General features: G+C 72.9%; 8 protein-coding genes and 1 pseudogene. 3 read left to right on the forward strand and 6 right to left on the reverse strand.

All coding sequences use genetic code 11. The features are described from left to right. The first annotated feature begins 140 nt into the window (after positions 1-140). Genes metK through metF form a run of 3 tightly spaced genes read left to right on the forward strand, consistent with a single transcriptional unit; the run spans position 141 to position 3,317 of the window. Positions 141-1,364, forward strand: a complete 1,224-nt coding sequence (gene metK / locus ACZ32T_RS31360; RefSeq protein WP_467267662.1) for a methionine adenosyltransferase — start codon at positions 141-143, stop codon at positions 1,362-1,364. Position 1,365: 1 nt separating this feature from the next. Then, entirely contained in the window at positions 1,366-2,403 is a 1,038-nt protein-coding gene (locus tag ACZ32T_RS31365; protein ID WP_467370436.1) for a carbohydrate kinase family protein, read from the forward strand. Next, positions 2,400-3,317: a methylenetetrahydrofolate reductase [NAD(P)H] gene (metF, locus tag ACZ32T_RS31370; protein ID WP_467370439.1), complete on the forward strand. Its 918-nt coding sequence runs from the start codon at positions 2,400-2,402 to the stop codon at positions 3,315-3,317. Before ACZ32T_RS31365 ends, metF begins: the two co-directional genes overlap by 4 nt. A 326-nt stretch (positions 3,318-3,643) precedes the next feature. Here metF and ACZ32T_RS31375 read toward each other — a convergent pair. The 6 genes and pseudogenes from ACZ32T_RS31375 to ACZ32T_RS31400 all read right to left on the reverse strand — a co-directional run. Further along, positions 3,644-3,823 (reverse strand): annotated as a pseudogene (locus tag ACZ32T_RS31375) (hypothetical protein); the annotation flags it as partial. A gap of 109 nt (positions 3,824-3,932) precedes the next feature. After that, entirely contained in the window at positions 3,933-5,012 is a 1,080-nt protein-coding gene (locus ACZ32T_RS31380) for a Rieske 2Fe-2S domain-containing protein (protein WP_467370441.1), read from the reverse strand. Continuing rightward, the gene (locus ACZ32T_RS31385; protein ID WP_467370444.1) at positions 5,009-6,064 is read right to left on the reverse strand and encodes an MDR family NADP-dependent oxidoreductase; all 1,056 of its coding nucleotides are present in this window, start codon (positions 6,062-6,064) and stop codon (positions 5,009-5,011) included. Before ACZ32T_RS31385 ends, ACZ32T_RS31380 begins: the two co-directional genes overlap by 4 nt. Continuing rightward, positions 6,061-7,704 (reverse strand): phytoene desaturase family protein, encoded by a 1,644-nt coding sequence (locus tag ACZ32T_RS31390; protein ID WP_467267963.1) that lies wholly within the window; start codon positions 7,702-7,704, stop codon positions 6,061-6,063. Before ACZ32T_RS31390 ends, ACZ32T_RS31385 begins: the two co-directional genes overlap by 4 nt. An 11-nt stretch (positions 7,705-7,715) precedes the next feature. Then, a complete protein-coding gene (locus ACZ32T_RS31395) occupies positions 7,716-9,401 on the reverse strand; it encodes a phytoene desaturase family protein (protein ID WP_467370446.1) in 1,686 nt (561 codons plus the stop codon). After that, positions 9,388-18,711 (reverse strand): non-ribosomal peptide synthetase/type I polyketide synthase, encoded by a 9,324-nt coding sequence (locus ACZ32T_RS31400; protein ID WP_467370449.1) that lies wholly within the window; start codon positions 18,709-18,711, stop codon positions 9,388-9,390. Before ACZ32T_RS31400 ends, ACZ32T_RS31395 begins: the two co-directional genes overlap by 14 nt. Positions 18,712-18,842: the final 131 nt, after the last annotated feature.

Below are 18,842 nucleotides of genomic sequence, written 5' to 3' on the forward strand. Positions count from 1 at the left end.
CCGGGCCGAAGCGTCGGCGCCCGTCCCGCCGCAATCGGACCGCATTCCGTCCTGGCCTGTCCGCCGGGGCCGCCCTCGCGTGATCACCGCCCCCTTTTCGCTGGTTTGTGCCGGTTCTGCCGGACCGCTCAAGGAGTGCCATGTCCCGCCGTCTGTTCACCTCGGAGTCCGTGACCGAGGGCCACCCCGACAAGATCGCTGACCAGATCAGCGACACGATCCTCGACGCGCTCCTGCGGGAGGACCCGGCTTCCCGGGTCGCCGTGGAGACCTTGATCACCACCGGCTTGGTGCACCTCGCCGGCGAGGTGACCACCGAGGCCTACGCGGACATCCCCACGCTCGTACGCAACAAGATCCTCGAGATCGGCTACGACTCCTCGAAGAAGGGCTTCGACGGCGCCTCGTGCGGCGTCTCGGTGTCCATCGGCGCGCAGTCCCAGGACATCGCGCAGGGCGTCGACACGGCGTACGAGACGCGGGTCGAAGGCGCCGCCGCAGGTGACGAAGGGGACGAGCTCGACCAGCAGGGCGCGGGCGACCAGGGCTTGATGTTCGGGTACGCGTGCGACGAGACCCCGGAGCTCATGCCGCTCCCGATCCACCTCGCGCACCGCCTGTCCCACCGTCTGTCCGAGGTCCGCAAGAACGGGGCGATCCCGTACCTGCGTCCCGACGGCAAGACCCAGGTCACCATCGAGTACGACGGCTACCGGGCCGTCCGTCTCGACACGGTCGTGGTCTCCTCGCAGCACGCGGCGGACGTCAGCCTCGACGGATTGCTCGCGCCCGACATCCGCGAACACGTGGTCGAGTACGTCCTCGCCCAGCTGGCCGCGGACGGCATCAAGCTGGACACGGAGGGCTACCGCTTGCTGGTGAACCCGACCGGGCGTTTCGAGATCGGCGGCCCGATGGGTGACGCCGGCCTGACCGGTCGCAAGATCATCATCGACACGTACGGCGGCATGGCCCGCCACGGCGGCGGTGCCTTCTCGGGCAAGGACCCGTCGAAGGTGGACCGTTCGGCCGCGTACGCCATGCGCTGGGTCGCCAAGAACGTCGTCGCGGCCGGGCTCGCCGCCCGCTGCGAGGTCCAGGTCGCGTACGCGATCGGCAAGGCCGAGCCGGTCGGTCTCTTCGTCGAGACCTTCAACACCGCCACGGTCGGCACCGAGAAGATCGAGAACGCCATCAGCGAGGTCTTCGACCTCCGCCCGGCCGCGATCATCCGCGACCTCGACCTGCTGCGTCCCATCTATGCCCAGACAGCGGCGTACGGCCACTTCGGCCGCGAACTCCCCGACTTCACCTGGGAGCGCACCGATCGCGTGGACGCCCTGCGTACCGCCGCAGGAATCTGACGTGCGCATAGCCATCACGGGATCGGTCGCCACCGATCACCTCATGACCTTCCCTGGACGCATCAGCGACCAACTCCTGGCGGACAAGCTGGAGCAGATCTCCCTGTCCTTCCTCGTGGACACCCTGGAGATACGGGACGGCGGTGTCGCCGCCAACATTGCCTACGGCCTCGCCCGACTCGGCCATCGCCCGCTGCTCGTCGCGGCGGTCGGCCGGGACTTCCACGACTACGGCCGCCGACTCGCCGGGCTGGGCGTGCGCACCTCGGGCGTGCACGTTTCCGACACCCGGCACACGGCCCGCTTCCTGTGTACAACGGACCCGGCCGGCAACCAACTCGCCTCCTTCTACGCGGGCGCGATGGCGGAGGCCGCCGACATCGACCTCGCCAAGGTGACGAACAGGTCCGGCGGGATCGACCTCGTACTGATCGGGGCCGACGCCCCGGCGGCGATGCTTCGCCACACCCGAGCCTGCCGCGCCCTCGGGATACCCAACGCCGCAGACCCGGCACAGCAGTTGGCCCGTCTGGAAGGCCCGGAAATCCGGGAACTCACCTACGGGGCCCAGCTGTTGTTCACCAACGAGTACGAACACGAACTGCTGCTGCGCAAGACGGGCTGGACCCGCACCGAGGTGCTGGAGCGAGTCGGCACGTGGGTGACCACGCTCGGTGAGAAGGGCAGCCGCATCGAAAGCGCGGGCAGCGCGACAGTGGACGTCTCCGCCGTTCCGACGGACGCCGTCGTCGACCCCACAGGCGTCGGCGACGCCTTCAGAGCCGGCTATCTGGCCGCCCTCGCCGCGGGCGGCACCCCCGTGCAGTGCGCGCGGACGGGTTCGGCGATGGCCTCGCTCGCCCTGTCGGCCGTGGGCACCCAGACGTATGAGGCCACGCCCGAGCAGATCCGTGAACTGCTCCATGACACCTACGGCATTGACGCGCAGGACCACCAACCGACGGCGGCCACGGCCGGGGAACGGGAGCGGCCGGCCGTGCCCGCCCAGGGCTCCACCGACTCGGGGGCCCGCCGATGAGCAGCTCGACACTGTCCCGGACGAACCCGGGGCCCGCCGCCCTGATCTCGGCCGGCCACCGCTCGGATTCCTTCGAGTTCTTCCCGCCCAAGACGGACCAGGGCGAACGTGCGCTCTGGCAGGCACTGCGCCGGGTCGAGTGCGTTGACCCGGCCTTCGTCTCCGTCACGTACGGGGCGGGCGGCTCCTCGCGCGAGCGGACCGCCGACCTCACCCAGCGGATCGCGGAGAACACCACCCTGCGGCCCGTCGCCCACCTCACCGCCGTCGGACACTCGGCAGCCGAACTCCGCCGGATCATCGGACGATACGCGGACGCCGGCCTTCGCGACCTCCTCGTGCTGAGGGGGGACCCACCCGGCAACCCACGCGGACCGTGGCACCCACACCCGGACGGCCTCGACCACGCCGTGGACCTGGTGCGGCTCGTGAGGGAACTGGGCGACTTCAGCGTCGCGGTCGCCGCCTTCCCCGAACGCCACCCCCGTTCACCCGACTGGGACAGCGACATCCGGCACTTCGTCGCCAAGTGCAGGGCGGGTGCCGACTACGCCATCACCCAGATGTTCTTCCGTGCGGAGGACTATTTCCGGCTGCGCGAACGGCTGGCCGCCGCCGGATGCGACACCCCGGTCATCCCGGAGATCATGCCCGCCACCCGGTACGACCAGATCCGTCGCTTCGCCGAACTGAGCGACGCGACCTTCCCCCAGGACCTCGCCCGCCGACTGCACGCCGCCCGGCACGACCCCGCCGAAGCCCACCGGATCGGTGTCCGGCACGCCACCGCACTGGCGCAGCGCCTGCTGGACGAAGGCGCCCCGGGGCTGCACTACATCACCCTCAACCAGTCGACCGCGGCACTCGACATCCACCGCCGATTGAGTCTGCCCCCGCACCCCGAGAACCGGTAGGAGGGGCCACCTCGACCGTCCGCACGATCCGAGCCCGTGATCCTGAGCCATGGAGACGTTCTGCCCATGCCCACCTCAGCCCCGTTGATGAACTGCACCGGCCCGGTGCTCACCGCCCTTCCCCGTACCCGATGCGAGTGGACCGAATGGGACCAGCGGGCCGTAGAATCCGCCCGCATCCTGGCCGCGGATGCCGTACAGGCTGATGTTCCTCTCATGAGAACCATCTGACCCTCTGTCAACATCTTCTGCATCTCGGAGGAACCTCAGGTGCGCCGGGGCCGTCAGGGCAGCGTCCTCCGGCGGTCCTCGACCACCTCACGCGGTCAGTCGATGTCCGGATCGCGGGTCTCTTCGAGTAAACGGTCTGCCAGGTCGTCGGCGCATTCCAGGGCTCAGGTGCGAAGCGCGGTGATGGTGGAGTCATCGAGCCCGTAGGCGGCGAAGGCTTCGTCGACGGTCCACTCCGCGCCGGTGAGATGTGCCTGCAGGTCCTCGCGCTCGAAGAGCACCAGGCGCGACGGAGCGCCTGACGCCCCGCCGTCATCCGAATCGCCCCGTCCTCCCGTCCGGCGAAGCCCCCGCCCCCCGGCTTCTCGGAGCGGCCAGGCTACGTCACCCTGCTCTCCGCTTCCCCCGCACCACCGACGACGGCACCCGCGCCCGCAGGCGGTCCGGCGGGTAGAACTGCCGGGCCCATTGGCGGAACGGGCCGATCGGGCCGTCGCCGCGGGCCAGCCGGGGCGGAGACACGTACCGCTTCGTCGCCCAGACCGGGAAGTCCTGGGACACGAAAGCGCAGTTGCCCCGGAACATCACACCCGCCAGCAGCCGGTGTACCGAGCCGCTCACCCAGCGGGCCAGCGGTGCCGGGAGGGCGGCCGGCTCGGCCACCTCGAAGCGGCTCGTCTGGCGCAGCTGGAAAGCCGCGGGCGCGATCATCGTGGTCGTGTACACGGCACAGGTGCGCACCCCGAACCGAGGGAGGGCCGTGCACACGTGCACCCGGCTGATCCCGTTGCCCTCCAGCGTCACCTCCAGCGGACTCGCGCCCAGCAGCGGCACCCGCTCCTCGGAGCGCACCGAGATCCGGAAGGACCGCCCCTCGAAGACCGCCGGCTCGGCTACCTCCGACGCGCCCCAGCCGTGCAGCGGCGTGAAGTGCCCGATGTCCACCGTGTTCTCGACCACGTCCTGGCTGTGCCCCGCCATCTCCCACGCGGCCAACCGCGGCGCCCGCGTCCCGAGCGTGTGCCAGGGCGTGAGCTCCCAGTCCGGCGCCCGCCCGTCGTGGTGCCGCCACACGAAGACGGCGCCGTCGACCTCGCGCACCGGCAGCAGGGTCAGGTCCGAGGACGGCGGCGGGGGCGTGCCGTACCCCGTCCGCGTGCAGGCGCCGTCCGGGCCGAAGGCGAAGCGGTGGAAGGGGCACAGCAGTTCGTCGCCCTCCAGCGCGCCGAGCCCGAGGTGCGCCCCCAGGTGCGGGCAGTACGGGCGGACCGCCCGCACCTCGCCGTCGCGGAGCCGGTAGAGCACCACGTCCTCGCCCTGGAGCGGCCGGGTCAGCAGCGCCCCCCGCACCACCTCCGAGGAGAACGCCACCGAGAACCAGCCGTCGGGGTACGGCAGGACCGGCTCGTGCGCGTCGGCCGGGCTCGGGCCCTCCGTGAGCGCCCGGGTGTGGCCGCGCCTCACAGCTCGACCAGCACCTTGCCGAAGGACGCCGCGCGGTCGGTGTACAGGCTGCGGTAGGCGGCGGGAAGGGAGTCGAAGCCGTGGTGCACGGTCTGCTGGTACCGGATCTCGCCGGCGCGCACCAGCGGCCCCAGCTCGGCGTGCAGCGCCGCCCAGTTGTCCTCGGTGAACCACTCCAGCGCGAAGATCCCGCGGATCGTCGTGCGCGGGAACATGATGTACGGCAGCAGCCGGGGCCCGGTCCACTCGCCGCCGACCTGGCTCGCCCACTGCCAGCACACCGCGACCCGGCTGTCCACGGTGAGCATCGTGAAGACGGTGTCGGTCATGACCCCGCCGAGGTTGTCGAAGTACCGGTCGACGCCGCCAGGAGCCGCCTGCGCCAGGTCCTCGCGGAGTTGCGCCGGGTCCCCGCCGTGCCGGAAGACGACGACGGCGTCGAAGCCGAGCGCCGTCAGCCGCGCCGCCTTCTCCGGCGAACCGGTCGTGCCCACCACCCGCGCGCCCGCCCGCTTCGCCAGCTGCCCGACCAGCGTGCCGATCGCGCCGGACGCGCCGCTGATCAGGACCGTGTCGCCGGGCCGTACGGCCAGGAAGGTGGTGAGGGCGCCCCACGCGGTCATCCCGGCGCCGCCGAGGATGCCGAGCGCGGTGCTCAGCGGCAGCGCCTCGTCGTAGTGGGCCGGGTCCAGCTTCCGGTACGCGGGGAAGACCATCGGGAACGTGCCGGTCTGCCACAGCGCCCCCGCGCCGTTACTGACCAGGTGGGTGCGCCAGCCGCCGAAGCCCTGCACGAGGTCCCCGACGCCGAACATCGCCCGCGGCCCGGCCGCCAGCACCTCCATGATCGAGTCGGCGCCCATGTGGTCGCCCACCGGGGTGTCCAGGGCGATCCCGTGGAGGTACGGGTCGACGGAGACGTACCGCGTGCGCAGCAGCATCTCGTCCTCGGCCAGGTCGGTGTCGAGCTCCTCCACCACCTTCACGTACATCCGGTCCACGTCCGGCACGCCGTCGTTGTGCTCGCTGACGATCCACTTCTCGGTCTTCACGGGGTCGCTCCTGCGGGTTCGATGAGTTGTACGGGGAGAGGGGCGCTGTCGTCGACGGAGGCGGTGAACGGCCGCCCGTCGTCGCGGCAGACGAAGTGCATGACGTGCCGTCCCGAGGCCGCGGCCCGGATCAGGCCGCCGGTGGTGGCCCAGACGCCGGACAGATAGAAGTCCGCGAGCCCCGGCAGGCCCGGACCGTGTCGCTTGACCTCCTGCTCCACGGTCTCGCCGCTGTCCACGAACGGCTGCCAGCCGAGCACCGTGCCGTCGTAGTTACCGGTGTAGCGGACCTGGGTGAGCGGGGTGGACACGTCCCGCACCACGACCGCGTCCCGCAGCCCGGGGTGCCGCTCGTCGAGGAAGTCCACGATCGTGTCCCGCACCTGCCGCTTGGCCCGCTGGTAGTCCCGCCCGCGCCCGACCGGCAGCGTGTGCAGCTCCTCGCCGCGGCGGATCCGGGTGAACTGCTCGGGACCGGTGCTCAGCTCCCGCCACGGCGCGATGTCGCAGAAGTACGTGGCGTACACCACGGAGGTGCCCGGCGGCGACAGCTCCGGGTAGTGGCGGCTGCGGAACTGCACGTTGACGCTGGGGTGCCGGATGCCGGTGAGCCGTTCCGCGACCGCGTCCTCCAGGAGGTACGTGGTGCAGGGCTCGCCGTCCGGGAAGGGCCGGCGCAGCCCCAGGAAGACCGTGAGGTAGCCGGGGAAGACCATGTCGGGTTCCGTGATGGTCCGGGTGTACAGCTCCCGGTACGTGTCGGTGAGGTAGCGGCCCTTCAGCAGGTCGAGGAACGTGGTGCGCCCGTCGCAGGCGGAGACCACGATGTCCGCCCGCAGCTCCGTGCCGTCGCTCAGCCGGACCCCGGCCGCCCGGTCGTTCTCCACCAGGATCTCCACGACCCTGGCGTTGTACATGACCTCGCCGCCGAGCCCCCGGTAGCGCTCCTCGACCGAGCGGGCCAGGCCCAGCGAGCCGCCCTCGGGGACACCGGCCGAGGCGCCGGCGTGCGCCGCGAGCTGGAAGTAGAACGGCAGCACGGGGAAGTTGGGATGCTGCTCGTACAGGATGAAGTTGAACGCCTCGCGCAGCAGCGGGTCCCGGAAGCGCTGCGAGTAGTCCCGCATCAGCGTGCCGATGGAGCGCCGGATCACGTTGAGGTAGGGGACCAGGGACGCCAGCATCCGCCAGCGCTCCAGGCGGCCCATGAGCCCGACCGGGGTGAGGAACGGGTAGCGGGCCAGTGCCTTGCGGAAGGTCCGCAGCCCGGCGCAGAAGTCGCGGATCACCCGGGCGTCGCCGGGGGAGAGGGCGAGCAGGTGCGCTTCGAGGCGGTCCGGATCGGAGTAGAAGTGGACCGCCCGCCCGTCCCGGCCGCGCACCGTGTTGAACACGTCGAAGTTGCGCATCCGCTTGCCCTGGAGCGCGCCGAGCTCCAGCCAGATCTGGTGCATCTCGTTGCCCGGCCCGCTGCCGAGCAGCCAGCTCACACAGCAGTCGAGGGTGAAGTCGCCCCGGTCCCAGGCGGTGCAGGAGCCGCCCGGGATCTCGTGCATCTCCAGCACCCTGCTGCGGTAGCCGTTCATCTGGGCGTAGCAGCCGGTGGAGAGTCCGCCGAGCCCTCCGCCGACGATCAGCATGGTCCTTCTGGTCATTCGGCCACCGCCGCCTTTCCGGCGTCGCCCTGCTGTTCGAGTTGTGGCAGCCGGCCCAGCTTCCCGGGATGCCACGGCCCGGCACCCTCGCTCGGCCAGGCCCGGAACTCCCGGCCCAGCTCGTCGCAGAGGAACTGGACCGCGTACCGGCCGCTGGTCGCGGCCCGGATCAGGCCGCCCATCCCGGTCCACTGCCCGGCCATCGAGAAGCCGCTCAGCCCCGGCAGCCGCATCCGGTCCCGGTCCACCAGTGCGCTCGACACGTCGTCGGCCTCGGAGAACGCCTTCCAGGCCAGGATGCTGCCGTAGGTGTTGCCGGTGTACCGCTCCGTCGTCGCCGGCGTCGCCACGTCCACCAGCTCGATCCGCTCATCGAGGCCCGGATGACGCTCGGCCAGGAAGCTCCGCAGGAAGTCGACGACCCCCTGCTTGCGCTCCCGGTACGCCCGCCGGTCCGTCTTCCGCAGTTCCTGCCAGGACCGGTGGTCGGTGAAGTACGTGCAGTGCAGCACCGACTTCCCGGCCGGTGCGAAGCCGTCGGCGTAGTCGGACCGCCGCTGCACCACCAGACTGTGCTGGAGGCTCCCCGGCAGCGCCGCGCCCCGCTCCGGACCGAGGAGGTACGTGGTGCTGTGTGGCTCACCGGCGGGCAGCGGGCCGTCGATCCCGACGAACGCGGAGACCACCGCCGGGTACAGGTTGTCCGGCCGGTCCAGCAGCTCCGTGTACAGCCGCTCGGTGCGCGGGCTGCTCCACCGCCCCTCCAGCAGCCGGTCCAGCACCGTCGGCCCGTCGCAGGCGGCGATCACATGGTCGGCGAAGTGCTCCTGCCCGTCCCGCAGCCGTACGCCGACCGCCCGCCCGTCCTCGACGAGGATCCGCTCCACCCGGGCGCGGTAGCCGATGTGCCCGCCGAGCCCCGTGTACCGCTCCTCCACCGACCGGGCCAGACCCAGCGAACCGCCCTCCGGGAAGCCCGCGTTGCCGATGAAGGCGCAGGACATCGTGAAGAGGAAGGGGAGCAGCGGGAAGCCGGTCAGTTCCTGGAGGAACATGTTCGGGAACGCCTGGCGCAGCAGCGGGTCCTCGAAGCGGTCCGCGAACCGGCGCATCGGCGTGGCCGCGGTGCGCCAGTACAGCCGGAACGCCGGCAGGATCGCGAGCAGCGTTCGCGCCTTCTCCGTCAGGGACTTCAGCGGCGGCGGCTTCGGCTCCCAGGGCGGGGTGAGCCCCGCGAAGCGCCTGAGGTCCCGGCAGAACGCCCGGATCAGGCGCTCGTCGCCGGGCGAGATCTCCAGCAGGTGCTTCTGGAGCCGGTCCGGGTCGTTGTAGAACGTGACGGACCGGCCGTCCTCCGCCACCACCCGGTTGAACTGGTCGAAATGGGTGATCCGCTTCCCGTCCAGCGCCCCGAGCTCGCGCCACACGTCGTTCGCCCCGGTCCCGGGTGCCGTGCCGACCAGCCAGTCGATGCAGTAGTCGAAGAGGTAGCCCTGCCGAGCCCAGGCGGTGCAGCAGCCCCCTGGCAGCACGTGCTTCTCGAAGATCCGGCTCTCCAGCCCACTCATCTGCGCGTAGCAGCCGGCGGCCAGACCCGACATGCCCGCGCCGATGATGATCACCCGGGGCCGCCCGCCGGGAGGCCGGGCCTCCCAGCGGGGCCCGCCGTCACGCACGCCCATCCGCGGCACCTCCCGCCAGCAGCGCCCGGACCAGCTCCGCGTTCCCGTCGAGGAACGAGCCGTCGAGCATCTCGGCGTGCCGCCCGTGCCCCTCGCGTACGGTGCACCCGGCGGCGGTGACCTCGTGCCAGCCGCCGGGCTCGTCCGCCGCGAAGCGGAGCAGCTTGTCCTGGTCGGAGATCACCGCGATCGGCGCGCCGAGCACACCGAGCGACGGGTGAGCACCGCAGTGCGCCAGGTACTCGCGGGCCTGCTCCACGGTCTCCCGGGCGACGATCTCGGAACCGGTGTGCCGCCGCAGGTGCTCCGCGAGCTCCGCCTCGAACTCGGCCAGGTGCTCCTCGCCGAGGGCGACGGCCTCGGCGATCCGGTACGAGTCCATGATCAGTACGAGGTCCACCGCGCGGCCCCGCCGCTCCAGCTCCCCGGCGATCTCGAACGCGAGGTTGCCGCCGAGGGAGTAACCGAACAGCGTGTACGGCCCGCCCGGGTGCAGCTCCTCGGCCAGATCCGCGTACCCGGCCGCCTTGCCCGGCCCCGGCAGGTAGTTGAACGCGGCGAAGCGGTGCTCGGGCAGCCGCGCCGCGAGCTGCCGGTACACCAGCCCGTGCCCGCCCGCAGGCGGCAGGCAGAACACCGTCGCCGCCGGGTCCGCGCCCGGGTTGAACCACAGGTACGGCTCGGCGCCGGGCAGCCGCCCGGTGACGACGTCCTCCAGGGTGCGGGCCATGCCGTGCAGGGTGCTGGTCCGGAACAGCCGCCCGACCGGCACGGACGCGTTGAACTCGGTCCGCAGGTGGTGGATCAGTTCGATCAGCTTGATCGAACTGCCGCCCGCCTCGAAGAAGTCGTCCCGCAGCCCCGGCCGCTCCAGCCCGAGCAGCGACCGCCAGTGCGCCGCCATCCGCGTCTCGTACAGCGTCACCGGCGGTTCGTACCTCTCCGGTCCCGCCTCCGCGCGCGGCTCCGGCAGCGCGCCGGGATCGACCTTGCCGTTCGCGGTCAGCGGCAGCGCGGACAGCTCCGTGAAGTGCGCCGGGATCAGATACGTCGGCAGTTGCTCCGCGAGGTGGCGGCGCAGCTCCCGGGCGTCGGCCACCGCGCCCGGCGCGGGCACGCAGTAGGCGCACAGCACGTTCTCGCCCGTCTCGTCCCGCCGTACCGTCACGCACACCTGCGCCAGCTCGGGCCGGGCGGCCAGCCGCGCCTCGATCTCCCCGGTCTCCACCCGGTGGCCGCGCACCTTCACCTGCCCGTCGGCCCGCCCGAGGAGGTGCAGCACCCCCTCCGCGTCCCAGTGCCCGAGGTCCCCCGTCCGGTACAGCCGTACGGGTTCGCCGCCCGGTTCGAGGGTCACGAACCGCTCGGCCGTCCGCTCCGGATCGCCCAGGTAGCGGTCGGCGACGCCGGCGCCGCCGATCCACAGCTCACCGGCCACCCCCGGCGGCACCGGCTCGCCGTGCCGGTCGAGGACGTACAGCTCGCTGTTGGGCAGCGGCCGGCCGACCGGCACCATCCGGCCCGGCTCCAGCCCCTCCGCCGGCCCCTCGTAGTAGGCGCTGTCGATGGTGGCCTCGGTCAGCCCGTACGAGTTGACCACCCGGGTCCCCGGCCCGCACAGCGCGACGAGCCTCCGGTGCTCGCCCGCCCGCCAGGCGTCCGAGCCGACGATCACCAGGCGCATGAACTCCAGGCCCAGCCCCTCCCGCTCGCAGTGCGCCAGCAGCCCGCGCGCCACCGACGGCACGAACTCGCCGCAGTCCACGCCCTCCGCGCGCATGGTCCGGTAGAGCCGCGCAGTGTCGAAGAGGAGGTCCCGGTCGACGAGGACCAGCGTCCCGCCCGAACACAGCGCCCGGACCAGGTCCCCGGTGAACACGTCGAAGGAGACGCCCGCCATCTGCAGGTGCACCCGGACGTCGGTGTCCAGCCGGTACTCCTGCTGCCAGGCGACGAACACCGAGGCCAGGTTGCGGTGGCTGACCCGCACCGCCTTGGGGCGGCCGGTGGAACCCGAGGTGTGGATCACGTATGCCGTCCGGTCGAGGCCCACGGCCGGCTCCGGCCGCTCCTCGGTCCCCGGCCGGTCCAGCTCGTCGAGGGTGACAGGCCGTCCCGGCAGCCGGGCCGCCCGGCTCCGCCGCCCGTCGGTCAGAACCAGCGTGGCCCCGGCGGTCTCCATCAGCTCGGCCAGCCGCTCCACCGGGTGGTCCGGGTCCAGCGGCAGATACGCGCCCCCGGCCCGCCACACCGCGAGCAGCGCGATCACCAGCTCCGGCGACTTCGCGAGACGCACCGCCACCACCGTCCCGGCGCCGACGCCGCGTTCGCGCAGCGAGGCCGCCACGCGCCGCGAGCGCTGGTCCAGCTCCCGGTAGCCGAGCCGCCGCCCGCCCGGCACGGACACCGCGACCGCCTCCGGGAACTGCGCGGCGATCTTCCCGATCAGCTCGTGCACCGGCACGTCGTGGTCGATCCGTCGGCCGACGCCGCCGAACCCGGTGACGATCCGCTCCCGTTCCCCGGCCCCCAGCATCGGCAGCCGTCCCGCCGGGCGCTCGCCCTCCGCGCGGGTCAGGCCGTCGAGGAGGTTCCGGTAGTGCGCGGCCATCCGACGCACCGTCGCCGCGTCGAACAGGTCGGTGTTGTACTTCAGCACGCAGTGGAAGCGCCCGTCGGACCGGTCCTCGTACGCGGACAGCGTGACATCGAACTGTCCCTCTTCCTCGGGGAGTTCGATGTACTCCAGGGTGTACCCGAAGCGCTCCACGGCCACCTTGTGGGTGAGCAGGATGAACATCGCCTGGAAGACCGCCGAGCGGCTCGGGTCGTGCTGGAGGCCCAACTGCTCCACGAGCAGCACGAACGGGTACTCCTGATTGTCGAGGCCCGCGAGGACCGTGTCCCGCACCCGGCCCAGCAGCTCGGCCACCGACGGCTCCCCGGCCAGGCTCACGTGCAGCGGCAGCGGATTGACGAAGTAGCCGTATACGGAGGCGAACTCCTCCTCGGTGCGCCCGGTGACGGGGCTGCCGACCACGATCTCGTCCTGCCCCGACCAGCGGTGCAGCAGCAGGTAGTACGCGGTGAGCAGCACCGTGAACACGGTGACGTTGTGCTCCCGGGCCAGCGTCTGCACCCGGGCGCTGAGCTCGTCGTCGAGCTGGAAGAACTCGGAGGCGCCGTTGTCGGTCTGCACCGGCGGGCGCGGCCGGTCGGTGGGCAGTTCGAGCGCCGGGACCTCCCGCGGCAGGTGCTCCCGCCAGTACTCCAGCATCCGCCGCGCCTCGGGCCCGGCCAGGAAGCGGTTCCCCCGGTTGAGGAAGTCCAGGTAGCGGGCCCGGACCGGGGCCAGCTCCGCCGGCCGGCCGGTGCGCAGGCCGTGGTAGACCTCGAACAGCTCCTCGATGAAGGTGAAGGTGGAGATCGCGTCCGAGACGATGTGGTGGACCGCCTTCATCAGCACCCAGCGGTCCGGGGCCCGACGGAACAGCCGCAGCCGCACCAGAGGATCCCGCTCCAGGTCGTACGGCCTGCGGTACTCCGCCACCAGCCGGGCGCGGACCTCGTCCCAGGGCAGCCCGGACACATCGAGAAGACCGGTGTCGGCGACGGCCTCGGGCCGCACCCGCTGGACCGGACGCCCGTCCTCGGTGGTGATGTTGACGCGCAGGCTCGGATGCCGGGCGATCAGCGTCCGGAAGGCATCGAACAGCAGCTCCGGGTCGAGCTCCGCGCGCACCTCCACCGCGCCGCCGATGTTGTACGCGAAGCCGTCCGGATTGAGCTGCCGGAGGAACCACAGGGCCTGCTGGTTGTGGGTGAGTGGGTAGCACGCCTCGTCGGTGAACAACTCCACCGCCGTCTCCGCCACCGGACCCCCGGCCGCCGCGAGCTCGGTCAGCCCCGCGTACAGCCGCTCGGTCAGCTCGCTCACCGGCCCATTGCTGAGCAGCGCCACCACCGGCAGCGAGACTCCCAGCTCGGTGTGGGTCCGGGCCCGCAGCTCCATGGCGAGCAGCGAGTCCAGACCGAGCGAGCCGAGCCGGGCGTCCGCGTCGATCAGCTCCGGCCGCACCCGCAGCACACCCGCCGCGAGGGCCGCGAACCGCTCGGCCACCAACGCCGTACGCGCCGCCTCGTCGGCGGCGCGGAACGCGTCGAGCAGACTGCCGCCCTGCCCCGCCGGGACCTCCCGCGCCGCCGCGGCGGCGAGCGCCGACACCAGCGGCGGCGGGGTGGGATACCAGGACAGGAACACCGGCCAGTCCACCACCGCGGCCACCAGCAACTGGGCCCGGTCCTGCCCGATCACCCGCTCCAGGACCGCCATGCCCGCCTCCGGCGCCAGCGAGCTCATCCCGCGCGCGTCCCGGTAGTGGGCGACCAGCCCGAGCTCCTCGATCATGCCGGTGGCCCACGGTCCCCAGTCCAGGCTGAGCGCGGGCAGACCGAGCGCCCGGCGGTGATGGGCGAGCGCGTCCAGGAACGCGTTCCCGGCCGCATAGTTGACCTGACCGGCCGTGGTCAGCAGCGAGGCGACCGACGCGAACAGTACGAAGTGCTCGACCGGCTCGTCGCGCAGCAGCCGGTGCAGCAGGTACCCGCCGTGCACCTTCGGCCCGTAGCCCGCGTCGAACGCTTCGCGGTCCAACGACGGCAGCAGGACGTCCCGCACCTGTCCCGCGAGGTGGAACACGCCCCGCACCGGCGGCAGACCGGCGGCCCGCCGCCCGGCCAGCCAGCCCTCCATGGCCGCCGCGTCGGTCACGTCCACCGCGGCGACCAGCACCTCTGCGCCGAGCGCTTCGAGCTCGCGCAGGAACGCGACCCGCCGCCCCTCGGGGCCGCCCGGATCGAGCCCCCGCCACGCGCCGCGCTCCGGCACGCCGGTGCGGCCGAGCAGGACCAGGCGCCGGGCCCCGCGCCGTACCAGGGTGCGGCAGAGCAGCCGTCCCAGCGCCCCGAACGCGCCCGTGACCAGATAGGCGCCGTCCGCGCGCAGCCGCAGCGGCAGCGGACGGGTCAGCCCCGCGGGCGGACGCAGCCGGCTGAGGTGCCGCCGCCCGGACCGCAGCGCGATCTCGCCCTCGCCGTCGTCCGCCGTGAGCGCGCGCAGCAGCACCTCGGCCTCGCCGGGACCCCCGGCCGGGTCGAGATCGATCAGTTTGCCGCTGTGACCGGTGAGCTCCTGCTGCCACAGCACCCGGCCGATGCCCCAGGCGGGCGCGCCGAACGGCTCCACCGGCTCGCCCGGCACCACCGCCTGGGCGCCCCGGGTGACGATGTGCAGGCGCCCCTCCGGGCACGCCTCGGGCAGCACCTGGGCGAGCAGGACGAGCGAGTAGCCGCCGACTGTGCCGATCCCGCCGAGGTCCGCCGCGCCGACCGTGTCCAGCGGGGGCAGATCGAGGTTCCACAGATGCACCACGGCTCCGAACCCCGGCCCGAGTTCGTCGAACAGCCTGCGCAGATCGGCCGCCGAATCGGGTCGCACGGTCATGTGCCGGGCCCCGCTCCGGTACCGGCTGCCCGGGCGGACCAGCCGGCACCGCCCGCCGCGCGCCACGACCGCCTCGGCCATCCGCGCGCCGAGCCCGCCCTCGTCGGCGAAGACCACCAGGTCGGGCGCGGGGGGGCCGTCGGGACCGTCCCCGGTTCCCTCGGCGGTCCCGCCGCCCTCCGGAGCCTCGGTGGGCGTCTCCTCCCAGACCACCTCGGCCAGCCAGCCGTCGATGGTGCCGAGCTTCACCGAGGAGGCCACCCGGTCCACCGCCGCCGCGCGGAAGCCGCTGATCCGGCCGAGCGGCGTCCCGTCCTCGGCGTACAGGGCGAGGTCGCCGACCAGTTCCTCGTCGCTCTCCGCGGTCACCGTCGCGTGCGCCCACAGGGCCCGGTCGCCGACCACGTCCAGCCGCAGCTCCGCGATGCCGACGGGCAGCCGGATCCCGGCGGACCGGCCGTCGTCGGGCGTCATCGCGGTGAGCATGGTCTGGAAGCAGGCGTCCAGGAGCACGGGGTGCACATGGCAGTCCGCGGCCCCGTCGCCCATGCCCGGGGTGGGCCGGATCAGCGACAGCGCCTCGCCGGGCGCCGTCCACACCTCGTCGATCGCCCGGAACGCCGGGCCGTAGTGGTAGCCGAGCGCCGCCAGCTCGCCGTAGCACGCCTCCCGGTCGAGCCGACGCCCCGCCCGCGCCCGTACCGCAGTGTCCAGCGGTTCCGCGAGCCGGCGTGGCTGCCCGGTTCGGACGACCCCGCTCGCGTGGACCGTACGGTCCGGAGCCCCGGTCCCGGAACCGGTGAGGGAGGCGATGGTGAACCCGGCCTCCTCCGGCGCGAAGGCCAGCTGGACGGTCGTCGTCTCGCCGTCGGGCAGGAACAGGGCCCGGGAGAACTCGACGTCGGCCAGGGTCGCCGTGTCGCCGCCGGTCAGCGCCCGAACCGCCTGCGCGGCCATCTCCAGGTACCCGGCGGCCGGGAAGACCGTGCTGTCCTCGATCCGGTGGTCGGCCAGGTACGGCAGCCGCTCGGTGTCCAGACGGCTCTCCCAGGTCGGCTGCAGCGCGGAGGTCCGCCGGCCGAGCAGCGGGTGGTCCAGCCGGCCGAGCCGGATCTGCTCCACCGGCGCGGGCTCCACCCAGTACCGCTCCCGCTGCCACGGATAGCCCGGCAGCGGCACCGGCCGCCCCACGGGCTGGAGCACCGACCAGTCCACGTCGACGCCCAGCGTGTACAGCTCCGCGAGGGAGCGGGCGAACCGCTCGGGCTCGTCCTCCCGGCGCCGGATCGACGGCAGCGTCACCCCCTCGACGGCCCGGCCCTCCAGGCACTCCCGGATCGAGTGGCCGAGCACCGGGTGCGGACCGATCTCCAGGAACAGCGTGTACCCGTCGTCGACCAGCCGGTCGACCGCGGCACGGAACCGGACGGGCCGCCGGACGTTCTCCCACCAGTACGCGGCGTCCAGCTCCGGCCCCCGCGCACGCCCCTGGCGGGCGGTCAGATACAGCGGGAGACCGGCGGCGCGCGGCGCGATCCCGGCCAGCGCCTCGTGCAGCTCGGCCTCGATCGGGTCCATCCGCACGCTGTGGTACGGCACTTCGACGTCGAGGAACCGGGCGAAGACCTGCTCCCGCTCCAGCCGCCCGGCGAGCTCCCCGAGGGTGCCCCGGTCCCCGGACAGCGTCACCGACGCCGGGCTGTTCACGGCGGCGACCGACACGTGGTCCCGGTACGGGCGGACGAGGCGCTCGGCCTCCTCCTCGGACAGGTTCGCCGCCAGCATCACGCCGGTGCCCGCGAGCCGGTGCTGGAGGGCGCTGCGCGCCAGCGCGATCCGGACGGCGTCCTCCAGGCCGTACACCCCGGCCTGGTGGAAGGCCGCGATCTCGCCGGTGCTGTGCCCGACGACGGCGTCCGGCCGCACCCCGTGGTGTTCCCACAGCGCCGCGAGCCCCGCCTGGACGGCGAAGTTGGCGGGCTGGGCGAGCCAGGTCTCGGCCATCCGGGACTCCGCCTCGGGCCGGGTCAGCTCGTCGAGCAGCGACCAGCCCGCCTGGCGCCGGACCTCCCGGTCGCAGCGCTCGACCGCCTCCCGGAACACGGGCTCGGCGTCCAGGAGCTCGCGCCCCATGCCCCACCACTGCGGCCCCATGCCGGTGAACACCCACACCAGCCGCTGCGCCCCGGGCTCCCGGGGGCGGCCCCGCACGGCCCGGGGGTGCTGCTCCCCGCGCTCGCAGGCGGCCAGTACCTCGTCTAGGGAGCCGGGCGGGCCGAGGGGGGAGTGGACGACGGCGAGTCGCTCCTCGAAGTGCTGGCGGCGGTGGGCCAGGGTGTGCCCGAGGTCCGTGAGGGGCACTCCGGCGGCAAGTTCGCGGCGGACGCCCGCGGCCAGTTCGGCCGGGCCCGACGCGTGCCGGGCGCTCAGCGGGAGGACCGAGCGGGCGGGCGTCCGGGCCGTCGCGCGCGGCTCCTCCGGCGGGCGGGGCGGCGCCTCCTCCAGCAGGACGTGGGCGTTGGTGCCGCCGAAGCCGAAGGAGTTGACGCCTGCCCGCGCGGGTCCCTCGTGCTCCGGCCAGTCGACCGGTGCGGTCGGGATCTCGAAGGGCAGCGCGGCGAAGTCGATGGCGGGGTTGGGCTGTTCCAGGTTCAGGTGCGGTGGGATGCGGCGGTGCCGGAGGGCCAGCGCCGTCTTGATCAGGCCCGCGACGCCGGCGGCGGCCTCCGTGTGCCCGATGTTGGTCTTGACCGAGCCGACGTAGCACCGCGCCCCGGGCGCCCGGCCCTGCGCCAGCACCCGGCCCAGCGCCCGCGCTTCGATCGGGTCGCCGACGGGGGTGGAGGTGCCGTGCGCCTCGACGTACTGGAGGCTGCCCGGTGTCACTCCCGCCTCGGCGCAGACCCGCTCGATGAGCGTGGCCTGGGCGTCGGCGCTGGGCACGGTGATGCCGTTGGTGCGTCCGTCCTGGTTCACCCCGCTGCCGATCACCACGGCGTGCACCGGGTCGCCGTCGCGCAGCGCGTCCGAGAGGCGCTTGAGCGCCACGACGGCGACGCCCTCGGCCCGTACGTAGCCGTCGGCGGAGGCGTCGAAGGCGCGGGAGCGTCCGTCGGGGGAGAGGAAGCCGCCCTTGGTCTCGGCGATGGTGTACTGCGGCGCGAGGTGCAGCAGGGTACCTCCGGCCAGGGCGAGTTCGCTCTCGCCGCGCTGCAGGCTCTGGCAGGCCAGGTGGACCGCGACCAGGGAAGAGCTGCACGCCGTGTCGATCGAGACGCTGGGGCCGCGGAAGTCGAGGCAGTGCGAGATGCGGTTCGAGACCATCGTCATCATCGTGCCGGTCGCGGTGTGCGCGGCCAGTGTCTCGAAACCGAGGTCGGCGAACTGCAGGATCTTGTAGTCCAGGGTGAAGGCGCCGATGAAGACGCCGACGTCCCGCCCGGCCAGTTCGGCGGGCCGCTGCCCGCCGTCCTCCAGCGCCTCCCAGGACACCTCCAGGAGCTTGCGCTGCTGAGGGTCCATGTGCTCGGCCTCGCGCGGGCTGATCCCGAAGAAGTGGGGGTCGAACTCGTCGAAGCCGTCGATGTAGCCGCCCCGGCCGCCGGTCAGCCGGCCCGGCTTGGCCCGGTCGCGGCTGCCGAGGGTCGTGGTGTCGTACCGGTCCGCCGGGGTGGGGACGAGACAGTCCCGGCCTTCGATCAGATTGCGCCAGAAGGACCGGTGGTCACCCGCGTGTCCTGGGAGCCGGCAGCCGATGCCGATGATGGCGACCTTGTCGCGGTGGGCGGCGCTGGGTGAGTCCATCATGGTCCAATCCGGTGGAGACGACGCCTCGGTACGGGCCGGGCGGGGGCGTATGGGGGCACGACGCCGGTACGGTGCGGGACTGCGCGGTACGGGGCGGGGAGGTCGCGGTACGGAGCGGGTGTGCGCGGTAC

Source organism: Streptomyces sp. NPDC023573 (genome assembly GCF_055559735.1).